Here is a 24,493-nt window from a genome sequence, read left to right on the forward strand (position 1 = left end):
CATATTGTACTTTGCATACTATATTATGAAACATTTTTAAATTTAAGATAATAATGAAAGGAAGAATAAAATATGGCTTTTATTAATAGATTTTCAGCAGTAAGTAGAGGTGCTATAACTTTTGTTGGAAATACATTAGGACTAAGTAAAAGAACTAATAGCAATCAGCCAGGTAATCGTAATTCTATAGGTGCTTTTATAACTACAGATACTAGTTTAACAACGCCAGTTTCTTGGCTTGGAATAGTTAATTTAGCAAATAATGAAAATATAACTTTTGATTGGAGAGAAAATTCATCATCTTCAATGTTAAATATTGGGCCTTCAGATACAGTGCTTTATGCAGAACTTATATGGGGTGGGTCTTATCTTATTGGAAATCAAGATGTAAGTCAATTTATTGATGATGATGTTATCATGGAAACTCCTAATGGCATTTTTGATATATCACCAGATTCTGATACTTCTCAAACATTAACTAATCCTAATTTTTATGTAAGAACTCAAAATGTAACAGATATAATTCAAAATGCTGGAGCAGGGCAATATACAGTAGGAAGAGTACCAGCTACTATAACACCAAATAGTAATACAGATAATCATGTAGGTTGGACATTAGCTGTAGTATGTGGCAATCCAACTTTACCTATAAGAACGTTAAGTGTTTTTGTAGGATCTAGTCTTATAAGAACAGGAGGCGCCCCTGTTGATGTTACAATATCTGGTTTTACTACGCCGACTACAGGTATAGATGAAGCGAGAATTTTGTCTAGTGCTCAAGAAGGAGATGCAATTTTTGTAAATGATCAATTATTATTTGGACCAACAGTAGGTAGTTTAGTAAATCTAGCAGGACCTAACAATCCTTCTGATAACTTTTTTGGATCTCAAATAAATGATAACAATGGACAGCTAGATACTAGTGGAACCTTTGGAGATAGAAACCAAAATGTGATAAATGCTACTAATATTATTGCAGGTAGACAAGGGTGGGATATAACTAATGTAAATGGAACTAGTGCATTACAGCCTGGGCAAACATCTGCAGTTGTTAGATTGATAACACAAGGTGATACGTATCTACAGAATGCTATTGGTATAGAAATAGATACTGAAGCTGCAGATTTAGTTTTAACTAAGTCTGTGGATAAGGAAGTAGCTTTAGTAGGAGATGAACTTTTATATACTATAAATGTTGAAAATGTAGGAGAAATAGCTGGAGACGAAGTGTTATTTACTGATACACCACCTACCGGAACTACATTTGTGCCTAATAGTGTCACAGTTGATGGAAATACTATTCCAGGGATATCTCCAGATCAAGGAATAGATTTAGATACAATTGGAGCTGGGGATAGTAAAGAAGTAACATTTAGAGTGACAGTAGATAACCAAGCAGTTCCTACATTATTAACTAATTTTTCAGAAGCTGTATATAAATTCCCACCGGCTCAGGGAGCTGATCCTATTGAATCTAATTCAATAAGTAATGATGTTATAACTACAGTAGAAGGATTAGAGGTAAATTTAAACAAAGAAGTAGATAGAGAATTTGCAGCAGTAGGAGATATATTAACTTATAGAAGTACAATTCAAAATAGTAGTACAGTAGAAATAGGTAATGTAATATTTAAAGATATTATACCAGATAATACTACTTTTATAGCTAATACAGTAAAAGTAGACAATTCAAATAGACCGGGAGAAAATCCAGGCAATGGAATAATTATAGGAACTATACCAGCTTCAACAAGTGTAATAGTAGAATTTCAAGTAAGAGTACAAAGTTTACCAGATGACGGAATAGTGGAAAATAAATCAAATGTAGATTACAAATATCAATTAGGTCCTAGTGAACCAGTAGAAGATGGTAGTGAAGAAAGTGATGAGGTTACAACAAATATATCAGAGATAGAAGTAAATTTACTAAAAGAAGCAGATAAAAATTTTGCAGAAGTAGGAGATACAATAACTTATACAAATACAATTAAAAACAATAGTACAATAGAAATAAATAACGTGAATTTCATTGATGATATTCCAAATAATACGATATTTGTTCCAAATAGTGTAAAAGTAGATACAATACCGAGACCAGGAGAAAATCCAGAGGGTGGAATAAGTATAGGGACAATACAATCTGGAGCAAGTGTAGTAGTAGAATTTCAGGTAACAGTACAAAGTTTACCAAATGATAAGACCGTAATTAATGAATCAAAAGTAAATTATGAGTATAGACTATCTCCAAATGATCCAATAGAAGGCGGAAGTGAAGATAGCAACCAGGTTGTAACAAATATAGAAGAGATAATTGTAAATTTAAATAAGGGAGCAGATAGAGAGTTTGCAGCAGTAGGAGATATAATAACTTATAGGAGTACAATACAAAATGATAGTACAATAGAAATAAATAATGTAACATTTACTGATAATATACCAGATAATACAACATTTATAGTAAATACTGTGAAAGTAGACAATATATCTAAACCAGGAGAAAATCCAGAGAGTGGAATAAGTATAGGAACAATACCGGCTAGAGAAAGTGTAGTTGTAGAGTTTCAAGTAAGAGTACAAAGTTTACCGGACGATAAAATAGTAGAGAATAAATCAAATGTAGATTATAAATATCAAATAGGTCCAAGTGAACCGGTAGAAGATGGAAGTGAAGAAAGTAATGAAGTTACAACAAATATATCAGAAATAACAGTAAATCTTTTAAAAGAAGCAGATAAAGAATTTGCAGAAGTAGGAGATACAATAACTTATAGGAGTGCTGTACAAAATAACAGTACACTAGAAATAAATAATGTGAATTTTGTTGATGATATTCCAACGGATACTCTATTTGTACCTAACAGTGTAAAAGTAGATACAATACCGAGACCAGGAGAAAATCCAGAGGGTGGAATAAGTATAGGAACAATACAATCTGGAGCAAGTGTAGTAGTAGAATTTCAAGTAATAGTGCAGAATGTACCAAATAATAAACAAATAGAAAATGAATCTCAAGTAAATTATAAATATAGACTATCTCCAAGTGATCCAATAGAAGATGGAAGTGAAGATAGTAATGAGGTTATAACAAATATAGAAGAGATAATTGTAGATTTAAACAAAGGAGCAGATAGAGAGTTTGCAGCAGTAGGAGATATAATAACTTATAAAAGTACAATAGAAAATAATAGTACAGTAGAAATAAGTAATGTAGTATTTACAGATGATATACCAGATAATACAGTTTTTATACCAAACATAGTAAGAGTAGACAATACAAGTAGACCAGGAGAAAATCCAGAGAGTGGAATAAGTATAGGAATAATACCAAGTACAGGAAGCGTAGTAGTAGAGTTTCAAGTAAGAGTGCAAAGTTTACCAGATGATGGGATAGTAGAAAATAAATCAAATGTAGATTATAAATATCAAATAGGACTAAGTGAACCAGTGGAAGACGGAAACGAAGAAAGCAATGAAGTTACAACAAATATATCAGAAATAACAGTAAATCTTTTAAAAGAAAGAGATAAAGAATTTTCAGAAGTAGGGGAAACAATAACTTATAGCAGTACAATAGAAAATAATAGTACACTAGAAATAAATAATGTATTATTTACAGATGATATTCCAAACAATACTACTTTTATTGCTAATAGTGTAAAGGTAGATAATACACTAAGACTAGGAAAAAATCCAGAAAGTGGAATAAATATAGGAACTATACCTGCATCAGGTAGTGTAGTAGTAGAATTTCAAGTAATGGTAATGAGTGTACCAAATGATAAAACAATAGTAAATGAATCTCAAGTAAATTATCAGTATAGAATAGGAGAAAATGAACCAATAGAAAAGGGAAGTGAAGATAGTAATCAAGTTATAACAAATGTAGAAGAGATAAATGTAAATTTAAATAAGGGAGCGGATAGAGAGTTTGCATCAGTAGGAGATATAATAACTTACAGGAGTACAATACAAAATAACAGCACACTAGAAATAGGTAATGTCATATTTACAGATGATATACCAGATAATACAGTTTTTATACCAAATACAGTAAAAGTAGATACTGTAGATAGACCAGGAGAGAATCCAGAGGATGGAATAAGTATAGGAACAATACCAAGTATAGGAAGTGTAGTAGTAGAATTTCAAGTGAGAGTACAGAGTCTACCAAATGACCAAATGGTAGAAAATAAATCAAATGTAGATTATAAGTATCAAATAGGTTCTAGTGAACCAATAGAAGATGGAAATGAAGAAAGTAATGAAGTTACAACAAATATATCAGAAATAACAGTAAATTTATTAAAAGAAGCAGATAAAGAATTTGTAGAAGTAGGAGATATAATAACTTATACAAATACAATAGAAAACAATAGTACAGTAGAAATAAGTAATGTAAACTTTATAGATATGATGCCAACAAATACTTCTTTTGTCTCTAATAGTGTAAAAGTAAATAATATATCTAGACCAGGACAAAATCCAGCTAATGGAATAAATGTAGGGATAATACCGGTATCAGGAAATGCTGTAGTAGAATTTAGAGTAACAGTACAAAGTTTACCAAATGATAAACAAATATTAAATGAATCCCAAGTAAATTATGAGTATCAAATAGGGCAAGAAGATAAAAATGGAAGTGAAGATAGTAATCAAGTTATAACAAATGTAGAAGAGATAATTGTAAATTTGAATAAGGGAGCAGATAGAGAATTTGCATCAGTAGGAGATATAATAACTTATACCAGTATAATACAAAATAATAGTACAGTAGAAATAAGTGATGTAGTATTTGCAGATGATATACCAGATGATGCAACGTTTATACCAAATACAGTAAAAGTAGATACTGTAGATAGACCAGGAGAGAATCCAGAGGATGGAATAACTATAGCAACAATACCAAGTACAGGAAGTGTAGTAGTAGAATTTCAAGTGAGAGTACAGAGTCTACCAAATGACCAAATAGTAGAAAACAAATCAAATGTAGATTATAAGTATCAAATAGGTCCTAGTGAACCAGTAGAAGATGGAAATGAGGAAAGCAACGAAGTTATAACAAATATATCAGAGATAACAGTAAATTTATTAAAAGAAGCAGATAAAGAATTTGTAGAAGTAGGAGATATAATAACTTATACAAATAAAATAGAAAACAATAGTACAGTAGAAATAAGTAATGTAAATTTTATGGATACGATACCAGCAAATACTTCTTTTGTTCTTAATAGTGTAAAAGTAGATAATGTAGCTAGGCCGGGGGAAAATCCAGCTAATGGAATAAATGTAGGGATAATACCCGTATCAGGAAATGCTGTAGTAGAATTTCAAGTAACAGTACAAAGTTTACCAAATGATAAACAAATATTAAATGAATCTCAAGTAAATTATGAATATCAAATAGGTCAAGAAGACAAAAATGGAAGTGAAGATAGTAATCGTGTTACAACAAATGTGGAAGAAGTAATTGTAGATTTAAATAAAGGTGTAGATAGGAATTTTGCAGCAGTAGGAGATATACTAACTTATAGGAGTACAATAGAAAATAACAGTACAATAGAAATAAATAATGTTATGTTTACAGATGATATACCAGACAATACTACTTTCATACCAAATACAGTAAAAGTAGATAACGTAGATAGACCAGCAGAAAATCCAGAGAATGGAATAAGTATAGGAATAATCCCAAGCACAGGAAGTGTAGTGGTAGAGTTTCAAGTGAGAGTACAGAGTTTGCCAAATGACCAAATAGTAGAAAATAAATCAAATGTAGATTATAAGTACCAAATAGGTCCTAGTGAACCAGTAGAAGATGGTAGAGAGGAAAGTAATGAAGTTACAACAAATATATCAGAAATAACAGTAAATTTATTAAAAGAAGCAGATAAAGAATTTGTAGAAGTAGGAGATATAATAACTTATACAAATACAATAGAAAATAATAGTACAGTAGAAATAAGCAATGTAAATTTTATAGATACGATACCAACAAATACTTCTTTTGTTTTTAATAGTGTAAAAGTAAATAATACACCTCGACCAGGAGAAAATCCAGCTAATGGAATAAATGTAGGGATAATACCGGTATCAGGGAATGCTGTAGTAGAATTTCAAGTAACAGTACAAAGTTTACCGAATGACAAACAAATAGTAAATGAATCTCAAATAAGTTATGAATATCAAATAGGTCAAGAAGAAAAGAATGGAAGTGAAGATAGTAACGAAGCTATAACAAATGTAGAAGATATAACTGTAAACTTAAATAAAGGAGCAGATAGAAATTTTGCATCAGTAGGAGATATAATAACTTATAGGAGTACAATAGAAAATAATAGTACAATAGAAATAAATAATGTTATGTTTACAGATGATATACCAGACAATACTACTTTCATACCAAATACAGTAAAAGTAGATAATGTATCTAGGCCAGGAGAAAATCCAGACAGTGGAATAAGTATAGGAATAATATCAAACACAGAAAGTGTAGCAGTAGAGTTTCAAGTAACAGTGCAAAGTTTACCAGATGATGGTATTGTAGAAAATAAATCAAATGTAGATTATAAGTATCAAATAGGTCCTAGTGAGCCGATAGAAGATGGAAATGAAGAAAGTAATGAAGTTACAACAAATATATCAGAAATAACAGTAAATTTATTAAAAGAAGCAGATAAAGAATTTGCAGAAGTAGGAGATACAATAACTTATACAAATACAATAGAAAATAATAGCACAGTAGAGATAAGTAATGTAAACTTTATAGATACCATACCAACAAATACTTCTTTTGTTTCTAATAGTGTAAAAGTAAATAATACACCAAGACCAGGAGAAAATCCAGCTAATGGAATAAACGTAGGGATAATACCGGTATTAGGAAATGCTGTAGTAGAATTTCAAGTAACAGTACAAAGTTTACCAAATGATAAACAAATATTAAATGAATCCCAAGTAAATTATGAATATCAAATAGGTCAAGAAGACAAAAATGGAAGTGAAGATAGTAATCAAGTTATAACAAATGTAGAAGAGATAATTGTAGATTTAAATAAAGGAGTAGATAGAGGATCTGCAGCAGTAGGAGATATATTAACTTATAGGAGTACAATAGAAAATAATAGTACAGTAGAAATAAGTAATGTAATGTTTACAGACGATATACCAGATGATACAACATTTATACCAAATACAGTAAAAGTAGATAATGTATCTAGGCCGGGAGAAAATCCTGCTAGTGGAATAAGTATAGGAATAATACCAAACACAGGAAGTGTAGTAGTAGAGTTCCAAGTAAGAGTACAAAGTCTACCAAATGACCAAATAGTAGAAAACAAATCAAATGTAGATTATAAGTATCAAATAGGTCCTAATGAACCAGTAGAAGATGGTAGTGAGGAAAGTAATCAAGTTACAACAGATATATCAGAAATAACAGTAAACTTATTAAAAGAAGCAGATAAAGAATTTGTAGAAGTAGGAGATATAATAACTTATACAAATACAATAGAAAACAATAGTACACTAGAAATAAATAATGTAAATTTTGTAGATAGAGTACCAACCAATACTTCTTTTGTTCTTAATAGTGTAAAGGTAGACAATATAGTAAGACCAGGAGAAAATCCTTCTAATGGAATAAGTATAGGAGATATACCAGTATCAGAGAGTATAGTTGTAGAGTTTAGAGTAATAGTGCAAAGTTTACCAAATGATAAACAAATACTGAATGAATCACAAGTAAACTATGAATACCAAGTATCTCCAAACGATCCAGTGGAAAATGGAAGTGAGGATAGTAATCAGGTTATAACAAACGTAGAAGAGATAGATATAGCTATAAATAAGGTGGCAGATAGAAACTTTGCATCTGTAGGAGATATAATAACTTATACAAGTATAGTACAAAACAATAGTACTATAGGGATAGATAACGTGATTTTTATAGATAGTGTACCAGCAAATACTATATTTATTCCTAATAGTGTTAAGATAGATGATGTAGATAGACCAGGAGAAAATCCTTCCAATGGAATAAATTTAGGAGATATAAATTCCCTAGGAAGTATAGTTGTAGAATTCCAAGTACAGGTTGAGAGTCTACCTCAAAGTGAAGTTATAATAAATCAATCAGATATAACTTATGAATACCAGGTAGGTCCAAATGAACCGGTAGAAAATGGTAGTGAACAGAGCAATGAAACTACTACAAATATATCTATTATAAGAACAAATTTACAAAAAGAAGCAGATAAAGATTTTGTAGAAATAGGAGAAGTTATAACTTATACCAACAGGATAGAAAATAATAGTACCTTAGAAATAAATAATGTAAACTTTATAGATAGAGTACCAACTAATACTTCTTTTGTTCCTAATAGTGTAAAGGTAGATGGCACAGATAGACCTGGAGAGAATCCTGAGAGTGGAATAAGTATAGGAACTATAGCGGTATCAGAAAGTGTAGTTGTAGAGTTTAAGGTAACAGTACAAAGTTTACCAGATAATAATAAAATAATGAATGAGTCCCAAGTAAACTATGAATATCAAATAGGTCCAGATGAACCAATACAAAATGGAACTGAAGATAGTAATGAAGTTATAACAAATGTAGAAGAAATAAATGTAGCTGTAAATAAGATGTCTGATAGGAATTTTGCTGCAGTAGGAGATATAATAACTTATACAAGTATAATACAAAATAATAGTACAGTGGATTTACAAAATGTAAACTTTCTAGATAGAGTACCAGTAAATACTTCTTTTGTTACTGATAGTGTAAAGGTAGATGGAACAGACAGACCGGGAGAAAATCCAGCTACGGGAATAAGTATAGGTACAATACCATCATTGGGAAGGATAGAGGTTAAATTTCAGGTAACAGTAGAAAGTTTACCACAGGATAGAATAGTAAGAAATATGTCTAAGGTAGATTATCAATATGAAATAAACCCTAAAGAGCCTTTAAGAGATGGTAGTGAAGATAGTAATGAAACTGAAACAAATATATCAGAGATAACAGTTAATTTAATAAAACAATCAGATAAAGATTTTACGGAAATAGGAGATATAATAACTTATACAAATAGGATAGAAAATAATAGTACACTAGAAATAAATAATGTAAACTTTATAGATGTAATACCAGCCAATACTTCCTTTATTATTGATAGTGTAAAGGTAAATAATATAGGAAGACCAGGAGAAAAACCTGAGAACGGAATAAGTATAGGGGTAATACCAGCATCAGGAAATGCGGTAGTAGAATTTCAAGTAATGGTAATGAGTTTACCTGATGATAAACAAATACTAAATGAATCTCAAGTAAACTATAAATATCAAATATCTCCAAATGATCCAATAGAAAATGGAAGTGAAGATAGTAATGAGGTTATAACAAATGTAGAAGAAATAAGTGTAGCTGTAAACAAACAATCAGATAGAAATTTTGCAGCAGTAGGAGATATAATAACTTATACAAATACAATACAAAATAATAGTACGATAGATATAGAAAATGTAGCTTTTATAGATAGAATACCAGCAAATACTTCTTTTGTTGTTGACAGTGTAAAGGTAGATGGAACAGATAAGCCAGGAGAAAATCCAGCTAGTGGAATAAGTATAGGAATAATACCATTATTTGGAGCTGTAGAGGTTAAATTTGAAGTGATAGTTGAAAGTTTGCCTCAGGATAGAATAGTAAGAAATATGTCTCAGGTAGACTATGAATATCAAATAGATCCTAATGAGCCTCTAATAAATAATAGTGAAGATAGTAATGAAACTCAAACAAATATATCTGATATAGTAGTGAATTTAGAGAAACAGGCAGATAAAGATTTTGCAAAAGTAGGAGACGTAATAACTTATACAAATATAATAGAAAATAATAGTACCCTAGAAATAAACAATGTAAACTTTATAGATATAATACCAACCAATACTTCTTTTGTTACTAATAGTGTAAAGGTAGATGGTAGGGATAGGTTAGGAGAAAATCCTCAAAACGGAATAAGTATAGATTCAATATCAACATTAACCAGTGTAACAGTAGAATTTAAAGTAATGATAATGAGTTTACCAGATGATAAACAAATAGAAAATGAGTCTCAAGTTAATTACAAATATCAGCTGTCTCCAAATGATCCAGTGGAAAATGGAACAGAGGATAGTAATGAAGTAATAACTAATGTAGAAGAAATATCTGTTAATTTAAGTAAAAATGCAGATAAAAACTTTGTAAAAGTAGGAGATGAAATAACTTATACTAGTATAGTAACAAATAATAGTAGTATAAAAATAGAAAATGTAGAATTTATAGATGGTGTATCAGTAAATACTGTATTTGTTCAGGACAGTGTTATAATAGATGGAAATCAAAGTCCTGGTTTAGATCCTAATAATCCAATACAATTAGGAGAATTAGAACCTAATAAAAGTATTATAATTCAGTTCCGTGTAACAGTAGAAAGTTTACCAAGTGATAACCAAATAAGCAACAGATCAGGAATAAAATATCAATATCAATTAGATCAAAGTCAGCCAATAAAAGAAGAAACAGAAGAAAGTAATGAAACTATAACAAGAGCAGAACAACCTATGATAAATGTGGTTAAAATACCAGATAAGAATATTGTAGAAGTAGGAGAAACATTAACCTATATTAATGTAATGCAAAATGCTGGTAGTATCAGATTAGATAATGTACAGTTTAAGGATGACATACCAGAGGAAGTTAGTTTTATTGAAAATAGTGTTATTGTAGATGGAGTAAGTAAACCAGGATTAAATCCTGAAAATCCTATAGGTGTAGGAAGTTTAGAGATTGGTGATATGATTATAATAAGTTTTAGAGTAGAAGTAGAGTCTCTTCCAAATGATAAGAAAATAAGAAATATATCTCAAATAAATTATCAGTTCCAATTAGATCCTACGGAACCTATAGAAGAGGGCAGCGATGAGAGTAATGAAGCTATAACTAATGTAGAAGAAGTAGATGTTAATATAATTAAAAATGTAGATAAAGAGATTGGAGCAATAGGAAGTATATTAACTTATACTAATGTAATAAGTAATGATAGTACAGTAGATATACAAAATGTAGAGTTTATAGATCCTATACCTGAAAATACCACTTTTGTTCAAAGTAGTATTCTTGTAAATGGATTAAGTAGACCAGATTTTAATCTTGATGGACCTATATTAATAGGAACTATAAAATCTATGGAGAGAGCAGAAATTCAATTTAAAGTTGTAGTTGAAGAAGAACCATTAAATGGTGAAGTAAGCAATATATTTGAGACAATGGATAGATATCAATTAGCACCAAATGAACCTATAAGGAATGGGAATGATGAAAGTAATGAAGTATTAACTACAATAATATCATTAAATCCAGCACCACCAGCACCTATAATTGATCCAAATATACAAATAATAAAATCTTCTGATAAAGATGAAGTTAAAAAAGGAGATATAATAACTTATACAGTAGAAATCACTAATCTAGGAGATATAATAATATTTGACTCTATTTTAAGAGATAGTATACCATATGGAACAACATTTATAGAAGATAGTGTAAAAATAAACGATATGAATGTTGTAGGAATAAACCCTCAAGATGGAATTAATTTAGCTTCAATAATTCCTCAGCAAAAAGTAGTTGTAGAATTTAAAGTAAGGGTAGAATGTGTATGTAATATTTTAAAAATTATAAACAGTGCAGTATTAGGATTTAATTATAGAGAAGATAATATAGGGGAAATATTAACAGGTATTAGAGAAAGTAATATAGTAAAGAACAAATTAATATGTGGTAACTGTAGAATTATAAAAGTAAAACAAAAATTGATATTACCACAATGTAGCCCTTCAATAAAGAAAGTATTAGATATAAATGCTTCAATTGATAAGAATACTTGTTATATTGTTAATCCAAGTAAAGTTACAACTCTTGATGATGAAAAAATAAAAATATATGATGTTATAATTGTAGGAAAGATTGTAGAAAAAATAATTTATCTATCTGATGATAAATGTAGTAGTATAAAAGAAGTTCAATTTAAGAAACCATTTAAAATATCTACAAAAATAGCTTCTGATAAAATTGAACCTGGATGTAGTAAGTTATGTGTGGATTTTTGCATTAAAAATAATATTTATGAATTATTAGATAGTAGGACTATATTTACAAAGACTATACTCAATTTATTAGGGGATGAGATAAATTAATATAAAAAAACAATAGTAGAAAATATATAAGAAATACAAAGTATATTTTAGATTATTAAATTGAATAATATATTTATAGAAGGTTTGAAGGTAATATATTTTTTTACATTCAAACCTTTTGTTTAAATAATATATTAGGTTATTTTATATAGAAAGTTTATTCTATAGTAATTTTTAATGATAAGTATTATAATTGCAAAATTCTAAAAATATATATAAAATAAGCTATCATCTGAGTATATATTACACTATAATAGAAGTTGAAATTTAATATTTAGAGTTTTAAATTTTTATCTAATATATAGGAATATAAACTTATGTTATGAATATTTGAAAACCGAATATAAAAGCTTATAATTCTTTAAGATAAATGTTTACTAAGGCGTTTTATGATATAATTAAAAGAGGAAATGGAGGTGTAGGTATTGGTAAATATGGGGTTTAATCTTATGCTTACCCAAGAGCAAAAACTTGTAATGACTCAAAGGATGAAGTTATCTATAAAACTTCTTCAAATGTCTGCATATGAACTTGAAAAATATGTAGATAAAGAGGTGCAAGAAAATCCAGTTCTAGATTCTAAAGTAGATGATGGAGAAAACGTAAATAAAGAAATAGATTATAAAGAATTGATTAAAGATTCTACATATAATAAATATGATTATGGAGAATATGATAAAAACAAAGAAGAAGTATCTCCTTTTAACTTCATTTCCGAAAAAAAATCTTTAAAGGAATATCTTCAAGAACAAATAATAGATTTAAATGAAAATAAAAATATGAAGGCTGTATGTTTTTATGTTATAGAAAATATTGATAGAAGAGGATATTTAGAAGTTAAAGATGATGATATAAGCAATGAATTAAAAGTTCCATTATCCTATATAAAAAAGGCTATAACAATAATACAATCTTTAGAGCCAGATGGAATATGTGCAAGAAATTTAGAAGAATGTTTAAGAATTCAGCTTATTAAAAGAGGAATTGAAGATAAAAATTTATTTTACATAATAGATAGTTCTTTGAACTTAGTTGCTGAAAATAAGTATAATGTTATAGCAAAAGAATTAGGAATTAACATAAAAAAAGCTCAAGAATATGGAGATATAATAAAAACCCTTCAACCTAAGCCATCAAGAGGTTTTTATACAGGGGAAGAAGTTAATTATATTGTTCCAGATGCATATATAAGGAAGATAGATAAAGATTACTATATAATAATGAATGATAATTTGCTTCCTAAACTTACGGTAAATAAAATGTATAAAGAGCTAATCTTAAAAGAAGATGATAAAGAAGCTGTAAGTTATGTTAAGGAAAAATTAGACAAAGCTCTTTTTTTAATAAAAAGTATTCAAAATAGAAAAAGTACAGTATATAGAGTTTTAGAGAAAATTTTAGAAATCCAAAAAGATTATTTTGATTATGGTATAGAATATTTAAAACCTATGACATTAAAAGAAATAGCAGATAGCTTAGAAATGCATGAATCTACAATAAGTAGAGCAATAAGAGATAAATATATTTATACTAATAAAGGTACAATTTTAATTAAAAGTCTATTTACTACAGGTATAACATCAAATAATGTGACAGGACAAGATATATCAGTTCAACTCATAAAGAAAAAAATAAAAGAATATATAGAAGATGAAGATAAGAAGAAACCTTTGTCTGATCAAAAAATAGCGGATAAGCTAAAAGATAAAGATATAAAAATATCTAGAAGAACTGTAGCTAAGTATAGAGAAGAGATGAAAATACAATCTTCTAAATGCCGCAAACGTTTTTAAAATAAGAGCATGAATTTTCATGGTCTTATTTTTTTGAAATAAATTAAATAAAAAAAAGTATTAGGGGAAAAATAACATAGAAATACAACATAATAACGTTTAAATTGATATTTTTTGTAAAAGATAATATTTTTTTTACAAAACTCTTTAAAAATTTTTCTATTTAGATTATAATATAGGTGGGACATAAATATAAAGGTAGGGACATATACAGTCCACACCCTTTCGTATGCTAAGGAGTGTATAAAATGCAACAGCTACTAAAACTACAACAGAAAGTTGTTCCAGAAATGCTTAAGCTTTTAGAAAAAAGATATAATATTTTAAGAACTATTTATTATAAGCAGCCTATAGGAAGAAGAGCATTAGCAAATGATATAGGTATAGGTGAAAGGGTAGTCAGAACGGAAGTAAGTTTTTTAAAAAATCAAAATTTGATTGATATAGATACTTCAGGAATGACAGTAACCAAAGAAGGAGAAATTATAACAGATAGTTTAAAAGAATTTATAAAAGAGTTAAGAGGCTTAAAAGAAATAGAAAATATAATAAAGAATAAATTAAAGCTTAAACAAGTTATAGTAGTTCCAGGAGATTTAGATGAAGATAAAACAGTTAAAAGCGAACTTGGAAGAGTTACTGGAAATTATATAAAAAACATTTTAAAAGATGACAGTATATTAGCTATAACTGGAGGAAGTACTATAAAGGAAGTTGTTGATAATGCACCTAGGTTTAGTAATTTTAAAAATTTAGTTGTTGTTCCAGCAAGAGGTGGCATAGGAAGAAAAGTAGAAATACAAGCTAATACTTTAGTAGCAAAATTAGCAGAGAAAATTAATGCTAACTACAAACTTATGCATGTTCCAGATAACTTAAGCGAAGAAGCTTTAAAAGCAATAATGAAAGAAAATGAAATTAAGAAAGTTTTAGATATAATTCATAAAGCTAATATATTAGTTTATGGTATAGGAATAGCTGATGTTATGGCTAGAAGAAGAGGAGTATCTAAATCAGAAATTGATTTTATAAGAGAAAAAGAAGGAGTAGGAGAAGCCTTTGGATATTATTTTAATATGGAAGGTGAAGTAGTTTATTCTAATCCTACTATAGGAATAAAAAGAGAAAATATTAGTAATGTAGATACTATAATTGCAGTAACTGGTGGAAAATCTAAAGGAAAAGCTATTGTTGCTGCAGAGATAAAAAATAAAAACAGTGTCCTTATAACAGATGAAGGGGCAGCAAGAGAAATTGTTAAACTACTAAATTAATATTATTAATTTAGTTTTATATAAAGTTATTAATTTAATTAAACTAGTTAAAAATAAATATAAAAATAAATATAATGCTATTAAAAATTTTAGGAGGTACTTAGAATGGTTAAAGTTGCAATTAATGGTTTTGGAAGAATAGGAAGAAACGTATTCAAAGCTTTAGTTAAAAATTATGGTGGAGAATTACAAGTTGTAGCTATCAACGATTTAACAGATGCAGCTACACTAGCTCATTTATTAAAATATGATAGTTTATACGGAAAATTTGATGGAACAGTTGAAGTAAAAGAAAATTCAATAGTAGTAAACGGAAACGAAATAAAAATATTCGCAGAAAGAGATCCTAAAAACATTGACTGGTCTTCAACAGGAGCAGAAATAGTTATAGAGTCAACAGGATTCTTTAGAGATAAAGCAAAAGCTTCATTACATTTAGGTGGAACAGTTAAAAAAGTTTTAATTTCAGCTCCAGCTAAAAACGAAGATATAACAATTGTTATGGGAGTTAATGAAAAAGAATATGATGCTTCAAAACATGATATAATTTCAAACGCTTCTTGTACAACAAACTGTTTAGCACCATTTGCTAAAGTAATTGATGAAGAATTCGGAATCGAAGCAGGATTAATGACAACAATTCATTCATATACAGGAGACCAAAAAGTTTTAGATGCTCCTCATAGTGATTTAAGAAGAGCAAGAGCTGCTGCTGAATCAATGATACCAACAAGCACAGGAGCTGCAAAAGCAGTTGCACTAGTATTACCACAATTAAAAGGTAAATTAAATGGTATGGCAGTAAGAGTACCTACACCAACAGTTTCATTAACTGATTTAGTTTGTACAGTTAAAAAAGATGTTACTGTAGAAAAATTAAATGCAGCTTTCAAAAAAGCAGCTGAAGGTGAATTAAAAGGAATATTAGGATACAGTGAAGAACCATTAGTATCTATGGATTACAAAGCAGATGAAAGATCTTCAATCGTAGATGGATTATCAACAAACGTAATCGATAATAGATTAGTTAAAGTTGTTTCTTGGTATGATAACGAATATGGTTATTCTAACAGATTAGCTGATTTAACTAAATTTGTTTCAGATAGACTTTAATTTAAAACAAAAGGATAACTTTATTTAGAAACTTATATCTAAACTAGTATCCTTGTTAAAAAGGTTTGGTTTTGTAGTTTTGGCTATAAGTCCAAACCTTTTTTTATAAATTATTTTAATATTATATGTTAAAAACAAATGATATACTAAATATTGACATTATACTATGCAAAAAGATAGAATAGTAGAAGATAGTATATCACAAATAATAAATAGTATATACTATTTATTTAATTTTAATTAAGAGGTGAATGTCAATGAATTATAATAAAAAGACTATAGAAGATATTAATGTAGCTGGAAAAAAAGTTTTAGTAAGATGCGACTTTAATGTTCCTTTAAAAGATGGAAAAATAACAGATGAAAATAGATTAGTAGGTGCTATGCCTACAATAAAATATCTTGTAGAAAATGATGCTAAAGTGATACTTTGTTCTCATATGGGTAAACCAAAAGGAACACCTAAAAAAGAACTTTCATTAGCACCAGTTGCAAAAAGACTTTCTGAAATGTTAGGAAAAGAAGTTGTGTTTGCACAAGATGATAATGTAGTTGGAGAAAATGCTAAAAATGCTACAGAAAACATGAAAAATGGTGATGTAGTTTTACTTGAAAATACTAGATTTAGAAAAGAAGAAACTAAAAATGAAGATAACTTCTCAAAAGAATTAGCTTCACTTGCAGAAGTGTTTGTAAATGATGCTTTTGGAACTGCTCATAGAGCTCACTGCTCAACAGTAGGAGTTACAAAATACTTAAAAGTTGCAGCTTGTGGATACTTAATACAAAAAGAATTAAAATTCTTAGGTAATGCAGTTGAAAAACCAGAAAAACCATTTGTAGCTATACTTGGAGGAGCAAAAGTTTCTGACAAAATAAATGTTATAAATAATTTACTTGAAAAAGTTGATACTTTAATAATAGGTGGAGGAATGGGATATACATTCTCAAAAGCTCAAGGATATAAAATCGGTACTTCACTTGTTGAAGAAGATAAAGTAGAATATGCAAAAGAAATGATAACTAAAGCAAAAGAAAAAGGTGTAAATTTATTACTTCCTATAGATAATACTGTTGCTGATAAATTTGATAAAGATGCAAAAGCTATTGTAACTGAAGATCAAAATATAGAAGATGGATACATGGGACTAGATATAGGACCAAAAACTGCTAAATTATATTGTGATGCAATTGAAAAAGCTAAAACAGTAGTTTGGAACGGACCTATGGGAGTATTTGAATTTAAAAGCTTTGCAAATGGAACTTTAAAAGTAGCTAAAGAAATGGCTGAAGCTAAAGCTGTAACAATAATAGGTGGCGGAGATAGTGCAGCTGCTGTAAACCAACTAGGATATGGAGACAAAATGACACATATATCAACAGGTGGTGGAGCTTCATTAGAATTCTTAGAAGGAAAAGAACTTCCAGGAATAGCAGCACTTAATGATAAATAATATAAAAAATATTAAAAATAACTAAATAATAATATATGGAGCGTGATTTTAATGAGAAAAGCTATAATAGCAGGAAACTGGAAAATGAACAAAACTGTAAATGAAGCAGTAGAATTAGTTAAAGAATTAAAACCATTAGTTAAAGATGCTAAATGTGACGTTGTTGTTTGTCCTACATATGTTTGTCTTTCAGAAGTATTAAAAGAAACTGAAGGAAGTAACGTTGCTGTAGGTGCTCAAAATATGCATTTTGAAGAAAGTGGAGCTTTTACAGGAGAAATATCTCCTAAAATGCTAGAAGAAATGGGAGTTAAATACGTTATACTTGGACATAGCGAAAGAAGACAATACTTTAATGAAACTGATGAAACAGTAAACAAAAAAGTAAAAAAAGCATTTGAACATAATTTACTTCCTATAGTATGCTGTGGAGAAACTTTAGAACAAAGAGAAGGAAACATAACAGAAGATGTATTAGGAATGCAAATAAAAATAGATTTAAAAGATTTAGAAAAAGAACAAGTTGAAAAACTAGTTGTTGCATATGAACCTATTTGGGCTATTGGAACTGGAAAAACTGCTACAAATGAGCAAGCTAATGAAACTATTGGATATATAAGAAGCGTAATAGAAGGAATGTATGGAAAAGAAGTAGCAGAAAAAGTAAGAATCCAATATGGTGGTTCAGTTAAACCTCATACAATTAAAGAACAAATGGAAGAAAAAGAAATAGACGGAGCATTAGTTGGTGGAGCAAGCTTAAAAGCTAATGATTTTTCAGCTATAGTGAATTATTAATTAGTTGAGATTAAGGAGGCAGACAATGGGTAAAAAACCAGTACTTTTGATGATATTAGATGGTTTTGGTATTAGTGATAAAGTTGATGGAAATGCAGCACGCCAAGCTAAAAAACCAAATTTAGATAAGATATTAGAAAAATATCCTCATACTAAACTAGGAGCAAGTGGATTAAGTGTAGGACTTCCAGATGGACAAATGGGAAATTCAGAAGTTGGACATTTAAATATAGGTGCTGGTAGAATAGTGTATCAAGCACTTACAAGAATCACAAAGTCAATAGAAGATGGAGATTTTTTTGAAAACAAAGCTTTAAATAAAGCAGCAGATAACGCTTTAAAACATAATTCTGCTCTTCATATTTTAGGACTTTTGTCACCTGGTGGCGTTCATTCTCATATGAATCACTTAAAAGCAATATTAGATTTTGCCAAGAAAAAGAATATAGAAAAAGTATATGTACATGGATTTTTAGATGGAAGAGATGTTGCACCTTCTTCTGCAAAAGAATACATTCAAGATATAGAAGATTATATGAAAGAAAAAGAAGTAGGCAAATTAGCTACAATATCAGGTAGATATTATGCTATGGATAGAGATAATAGATGGGAAAGAGTAGAACTTGCATATAATGCTATTGTTAAAGGTGAAGGTGAAAAAGCTTCAACTGCAATAGAAGGATTAGAAAGATCCTATCATGATAATAAAACAGATGAATTTGTACTTCCAACAGTTATTACAGAAGACGGTAACCCAATAGCTGAAGTGAAAAATAATGATTCAGTTATATTCTTTAATTTTAGACCAGATAGAGCAAGAGAACTTACAAGAGCTATAAATGATAAAGTATTTGACGGATTTAAAAGAGATACTTTAGACTTAGAATTTGTTACTATGACAGAGTATGATAGCACTTTAGAAAATGTAGAAGTTGCTTTTAAACCTGAAACACTTGAAAATACTTTAGGTGAGTATGTAAGTGAAAAAGGTAAGAAACAACTAAGAATAGCTGAAACAGAAAAATATGCTCATGTTACTTTCTTCTTTAATGGTGGAGTAGAAAAGCCTAATAAAGATGAAGATAGAGACTTAATACCTTCTCCAAAAGTAGCTACTTATGATTTAAAACCAGAAATGAGTGTTTATGAAGTAACTGATAAGCTTTTAGAAAGATTAGACCAAAATGAGCATGATATGATAATATTAAATTATGCAAACCCAGATATGGTTGGTCATACAGGGGTAATGGAAGCTGCTATAAAAGCTGTAGAAGCTGTAGATGAGTGCTTAGGAAAAGTAGTAAATAAAGTTTTAGAAAAAGATGGAACAGTATTTATTACTGCAGATCATGGAAATTCAGAAGAAATGATAGACTATTCTACTGGAAAACCTTTTACAGCACATACTACAAATTTAGTTCCTTTTGTACATGTATCTAATAATAGTGAAAATAAAGGGTTAAGAGATAATGGAATATTAGCAGATATTGCTCCTACAATGTTAGAAGTAATGAATCTTCCTAAACCAGAAGAAATGACAGGGAATAGTCTTTTAAAATAATAGCTATAATATAAATGGTATTAAAATTTAACCAATATTAGTTAGGAGGAAGTAAAATGAAAAGTTATATTGAAATAGTAGATGTTTACGCAAGACAAATATTAGATTCAAGATCCAACCCAACTGTAGAGGTAGAAGTAGAACTAGAAGATGGAACAGTAGGAAGAGCAGCAGTACCTTCAGGAGCTTCAACTGGAATATTTGAAGCTGTTGAATTAAGAGATGATAATAAATCAATCTACAATGGTAAGGGTGTTTTGAAAGCTGTTGAAAATGTAAATACACTTATAGCAGATGAGTTAGTAGGAATGAATGTTCTTGATCAAGTTTTCATAGATAAAACAATGATAGAACTTGATGGAACAGAAAACAAAGGAAAACTAGGTGCAAATGCAATGCTTGGAGTTTCACTTGCGTGTGCAAGAGCTGCTGCTAAATCTTTAGGATTATCTTTATACCAATACATAGGTGGAGTTAACGGAAAAGTTTTACCGGTTCCTATGATGAACATATTAAATGGTGGTTCTCATGCTGATAATAATGTTGACCTTCAAGAATTTATGGTTATGCCAGCTGGTGCAGAAACTTTCTCACAAGCACTTAGAATGTGCTCTGAAGTATTCCATAAATTAAAATCAATATTAAATAAACAAGGATTAGCTACTGGTGTAGGTGACGAAGGTGGATTTGCACCAAACCTAAAAAGTAATGAAGAAGCTATAGAAGTAATAATTAAAGCAATAAAAGAAGCAGGATTTAAGCCAGGGGAAGATATATATATAGCTTTAGACCCAGCAGCATCTGAGTTTTATAATACAGAAAGTAAAATGTATGAATTAAAAAGTGAAGGAAAAACTTTAAATGCAACTGAAATGGTAGATTTTTATGCTGATTTAGTTGAAAAATATCCAATAATCTCAATTGAAGATGGTATGGCTGAAGAAGATTGGGATGGATGGGCTATTATGACTGAAAAACTTGGAAATAAGATTCAATTAGTTGGAGATGACTTATTTGTAACTAATACTAAGAGACTCCAAAAAGGAATAGAACTTGGAGTAACTAACTCAATTCTTATAAAGCTTAACCAAATTGGTACATTAACAGAAACATTAAATGCCATAGAAATGGCTGAAAGAGCAGGATATACTGCAGTAGTATCTCATAGATCAGGAGAAACTGAAGATACAACAATAGCTGATTTAGTTGTAGCTGTAAATGCAGGGCAAATTAAAACAGGAGCTCCTTCAAGAAGTGAAAGAGTTGCCAAATATAATCAGTTATTAAGAATAGAAGAAGAACTTGCAGATATGGGAGAATACAGAGGATTGAAAGCTTTTTATAACATAAAAAAATAGTTTACTTAAAATTTTAAATATATATTTATAAAGGAGATTAATTTTATTAGTCTCCTTTATTTGTCTAATAAATCTATAAATTTTCCTTAGTGAAGTAAATATTTTTTTAGGAATAGGTATCTTTATTATTCTTACTATATATGTAAGATTGTATTTGATTATTTTATATGTTACAATTATATAAGTATTTTATTTTGAAGATTAGATAGATCTGTAGGAGGTAAATAATGAATACTTTTTTATTAGTTTCGTTAACTATAATTTCTATTTTATTGATAATATTAGTTTTAAAACAGCCTAGTAAAACTAACGGATTGAGCGGATTTATGGGTGGAGGATCTGATACGTTTTATGCTAAAAATAAAACAAGAACTTCAGAATCTGTTTTATCAAGACTTACAGTGATTTTATCAATATTATTTGCGGTTATTGTACTAGTACAAAATATGATAGTTAAATAGTAATTTACATATAAGAAATATAGCTGTTTGTTAAAAGCAGCTATATTTTATTTTTTGTTTTATAAAATTAATTATAGTTATATATTTAGGCTATTATTCATTTTAATGTGATTTAATCCAAATAAGTAATTAAATTGACTAATATATATAATTAATATAACATTAAAAAAGTAGAGAAATTTTTAGTATTCATAATAAAATTTGTTAAAATGATTAAACTATAACTATAAATATTATAAGGTATCCAATACAGGAGGTATGGTATGAATATAAAAGAACAAATATTTAATTTTATGAATGAACAAGCGTATAAGCCTATGAATATAAAAGAGCTAAGGAAAATATTTGGTATTAGAAAATGTGATCAGAAAGATTTTTCTAAAATTCTAGATTCTATGGAAAAAGAAGGTCAGATAGTAAAAACTAGAACAGATCATTATGGTATACCATCTAGAATGGGTCTTATAGTTGGAAAATTACAAGGGCATCAAAAAGGTTTTGGGTTTGTTATAAGAGATGATGAAAAAGAAGACATATTTGTACCTTCATCTAATATGAATGGAGCTATGAATAATGATGAAGTTGTAGTTAAAATTGTTAAAGAACAAGCAGGCGGTAAAAGGTGCGAAGGAGAAATAATAAGAATTTTAGTTAGAGGAAACAAAACTGTTATAGGAACATATGAAGACAGTAAGAATTTTGGTTTTGTAGTTTCAGAAGATAAAAAAGTATATCAAGATATATTTATACCTAAATCTCAGAGGAATGGTGCTAAAACTGGTCAAATAGTAGTAGCTGAGATAATGACATATCCAGAAAAAAGGAGAAGTCCTGAAGGAAAAATAATTGAGATATTAGGATATAAAGAAGAAAAAGGAATTGACATTTTAACTATAATAAGAAAACATAGGCTTGCAGAAGAATTTCCTAAAAAAGTTAAGTCTTTTGCAGAAGGTATACCAGAAAATATACCGGAAGAAGAATATGAAAGAAGAGAAGATTTAAGAGATTTAAAAATAATTACTATAGATGGCGCTGATGCTAAAGATTTAGATGATGGTGTATCTTTAGAAAAACTACCTAATGGAAATTATTATTTAGGAGTTCATATAGCTGATGTTTCTAATTATGTAAAGGAAAATAATCCTTTAGATAAAGAAGCTTTTAAAAGAGGTACATCTGTATATTTGATAGATAGAGTTATTCCTATGCTTCCTAGAAAACTTTCTAATGGTATTTGTAGTTTAAATCCTAATGTTGACAGACTTGCTTTAAGTTGTTTTATGGAAATAAACAGCAAAGGTAAAGTGGTAGATCACAGAATAGTAGAAAGTGTCATAAAATCTAAAGAAAGAATGACTTATGAAGCTGTAACTAAAATTTTAAGAGATAAAGATGAAGAATTTATAAAAAAATATAGTCATTTAATAGATGAATTTAAACTTATGGAAGAACTTTGTGGAGTTTTATATAATAAAAGAATGACTAGAGGGGCTATAGATTTTGACTTTGAGGAATGTAAAATAATATTAGATCAAAATGGAAAGCCAGAAGAAATTAAACCCTATGAAAGGGCTATAGCAAATAGAATTATAGAAGAATTTATGTTGGTTTGTAATGAAACTATAGCAGAACATATGCATTGGGCTAATTTACCTTTTGTTTTTAGAGTTCATGAAGAGCCTGACGAAGAAAAACTTATGCATTTTAATGAATTCGTTCATAATATAGGATATGTAGTGAGATGGAATAATGAAGTTCATCCTAAAGCATTACAAAACATTGTAGAGAAGGTAAAAGGAGAAAAAGAAGAAACAGTAGTAAGTACTTTGCTTCTTCGTTCTTTAAAACAAGCAAGATATTCACCAGAATGTATAGGACATTTTGGACTTGCGGCTAGATATTATTGTCATTTTACATCTCCTATAAGAAGATATCCAGATCTTATAATACACAGGATAATAAAAGAATATATAAATGGTAAAATAAATGACAAAAGATCAAATAGGTTATCATCTGAAGTGGAAAGAGCATCAAAGCAATCTTCAGAAATGGAGAGAGTAGCTCAAGAAGCAGAAAGAGAAGTAGATGATTTAAAGAAAGCTGAATATATGAGTGAAAAAATAGGAGAAGAATATAAAGGAATAGTATCTTCAGTAACTAATTTTGGTATGTTTGTAGAATTGCCTAATACTATAGAAGGATTAGTTCATATAAGTACTTTAGCTGATGATTATTATATTTATGATGAAAATCATTTAAGCTTAATAGGAGAAAGAACTAAAAATATTTATAGACTTGGGGATGAAGTTAAAATTAAAGTTTCTAAAGTTGATTTGGATAGTCATGAAGTATATTTTGATCTTATAAAAGAAGAAGATAAGGAAAAAAACCAAGAGGTTGAAGAAGAATTTTAAATAATATTAGCTGCCTAAAAAAAGAAT

At 28.8% G+C, this 24,493-nt stretch carries 10 protein-coding genes; all 10 read left to right on the top strand.

Features of this window, described 5'->3' with window-relative positions; all coding sequences use genetic code 11:
- Positions 1 to 72: 72 nt before the first annotated feature.
- The 10 genes from ABDZ71_RS14855 to rnr all read left to right on the top strand — a co-directional run bounded on the left by ABDZ71_RS14855 (position 73) and on the right by rnr (position 24,466).
- A complete protein-coding gene (locus ABDZ71_RS14855; protein ID WP_343762756.1) occupies positions 73 to 12,237 on the top strand; it encodes a hypothetical protein in 12,165 nt (4,054 codons plus the stop codon).
- 434 nt (positions 12,238 to 12,671) lie between these two features.
- The gene (gene rpoN, locus ABDZ71_RS14860; RefSeq protein ID WP_343763019.1) at positions 12,672 to 14,030 is read left to right on the top strand and encodes an RNA polymerase factor sigma-54; all 1,359 of its coding nucleotides are present in this window, start codon (positions 12,672 to 12,674) and stop codon (positions 14,028 to 14,030) included.
- Positions 14,031 to 14,278: 248 nt separating this feature from the next.
- Positions 14,279 to 15,304, top strand: coding sequence for a sugar-binding transcriptional regulator (locus tag ABDZ71_RS14865; protein WP_343762758.1), 1,026 nt, complete (start codon positions 14,279 to 14,281; stop codon positions 15,302 to 15,304).
- A gap of 105 nt (positions 15,305 to 15,409) precedes the next feature.
- Positions 15,410 to 16,417 (top strand): type I glyceraldehyde-3-phosphate dehydrogenase, encoded by a 1,008-nt coding sequence (gene gap / locus ABDZ71_RS14870; RefSeq protein ID WP_343762760.1) that lies wholly within the window; start codon positions 15,410 to 15,412, stop codon positions 16,415 to 16,417.
- 257 nt (positions 16,418 to 16,674) lie between these two features.
- The gene (locus tag ABDZ71_RS14875) at positions 16,675 to 17,871 is read left to right on the top strand and encodes a phosphoglycerate kinase (RefSeq protein WP_343762762.1); all 1,197 of its coding nucleotides are present in this window, start codon (positions 16,675 to 16,677) and stop codon (positions 17,869 to 17,871) included.
- 51 nt (positions 17,872 to 17,922) lie between these two features.
- The gene (gene tpiA / locus ABDZ71_RS14880; protein WP_343762763.1) at positions 17,923 to 18,669 is read left to right on the top strand and encodes a triose-phosphate isomerase; all 747 of its coding nucleotides are present in this window, start codon (positions 17,923 to 17,925) and stop codon (positions 18,667 to 18,669) included.
- A gap of 25 nt (positions 18,670 to 18,694) precedes the next feature.
- Positions 18,695 to 20,230 carry a 2,3-bisphosphoglycerate-independent phosphoglycerate mutase gene (gpmI, locus tag ABDZ71_RS14885; protein ID WP_343762765.1) on the top strand — a complete coding sequence of 512 codons (1,536 nt, stop codon included), beginning with the start codon at positions 18,695 to 18,697 and terminating at the stop codon, positions 20,228 to 20,230.
- A gap of 56 nt (positions 20,231 to 20,286) precedes the next feature.
- On the top strand, positions 20,287 to 21,588 hold the full coding sequence (gene eno / locus ABDZ71_RS14890; RefSeq protein WP_343762766.1) for a phosphopyruvate hydratase: 1,302 nt from the start codon (positions 20,287 to 20,289) through the stop codon (positions 21,586 to 21,588).
- 227 nt (positions 21,589 to 21,815) lie between these two features.
- Entirely contained in the window at positions 21,816 to 22,049 is a 234-nt protein-coding gene (secG, locus tag ABDZ71_RS14895; RefSeq protein ID WP_343762767.1) for a preprotein translocase subunit SecG, read from the top strand.
- 263 nt (positions 22,050 to 22,312) lie between these two features.
- A complete protein-coding gene (gene rnr / locus ABDZ71_RS14900; protein WP_343762769.1) occupies positions 22,313 to 24,466 on the top strand; it encodes a ribonuclease R in 2,154 nt (717 codons plus the stop codon).
- Positions 24,467 to 24,493: the final 27 nt, after the last annotated feature.

The organism is Clostridium oceanicum (assembly GCF_039521385.1).
In the GTDB taxonomy this organism is placed as follows: domain Bacteria; phylum Bacillota; class Clostridia; order Clostridiales; family Clostridiaceae; genus Clostridium_F; species Clostridium_F oceanicum.

What these genes read in the sequence shown, in the direction of transcription:
- eno (WP_343762766.1), top strand. Translation starts at nt 20,287, where the DNA reads ATGAAAAGTTATATTGAAATAGTAGATGTTTACGCAAGACAAATATTA.
- rnr (WP_343762769.1), top strand. Translation starts at nt 22,313, where the DNA reads ATGAATATAAAAGAACAAATATTTAATTTTATGAATGAACAAGCGTAT.
- tpiA (WP_343762763.1), top strand. Translation starts at nt 17,923, where the DNA reads ATGAGAAAAGCTATAATAGCAGGAAACTGGAAAATGAACAAAACTGTA.
- gpmI (WP_343762765.1), top strand. Translation starts at nt 18,695, where the DNA reads ATGGGTAAAAAACCAGTACTTTTGATGATATTAGATGGTTTTGGTATT.
- ABDZ71_RS14875 (WP_343762762.1), top strand. Translation starts at nt 16,675, where the DNA reads ATGAATTATAATAAAAAGACTATAGAAGATATTAATGTAGCTGGAAAA.
- rpoN (WP_343763019.1), top strand. Translation starts at nt 12,672, where the DNA reads ATGGGGTTTAATCTTATGCTTACCCAAGAGCAAAAACTTGTAATGACT.
- ABDZ71_RS14865 (WP_343762758.1), top strand. Translation starts at nt 14,279, where the DNA reads ATGCAACAGCTACTAAAACTACAACAGAAAGTTGTTCCAGAAATGCTT.
- gap (WP_343762760.1), top strand. Translation starts at nt 15,410, where the DNA reads ATGGTTAAAGTTGCAATTAATGGTTTTGGAAGAATAGGAAGAAACGTA.
- secG (WP_343762767.1), top strand. Translation starts at nt 21,816, where the DNA reads ATGAATACTTTTTTATTAGTTTCGTTAACTATAATTTCTATTTTATTG.
- ABDZ71_RS14855 (WP_343762756.1), top strand. Translation starts at nt 73, where the DNA reads ATGGCTTTTATTAATAGATTTTCAGCAGTAAGTAGAGGTGCTATAACT.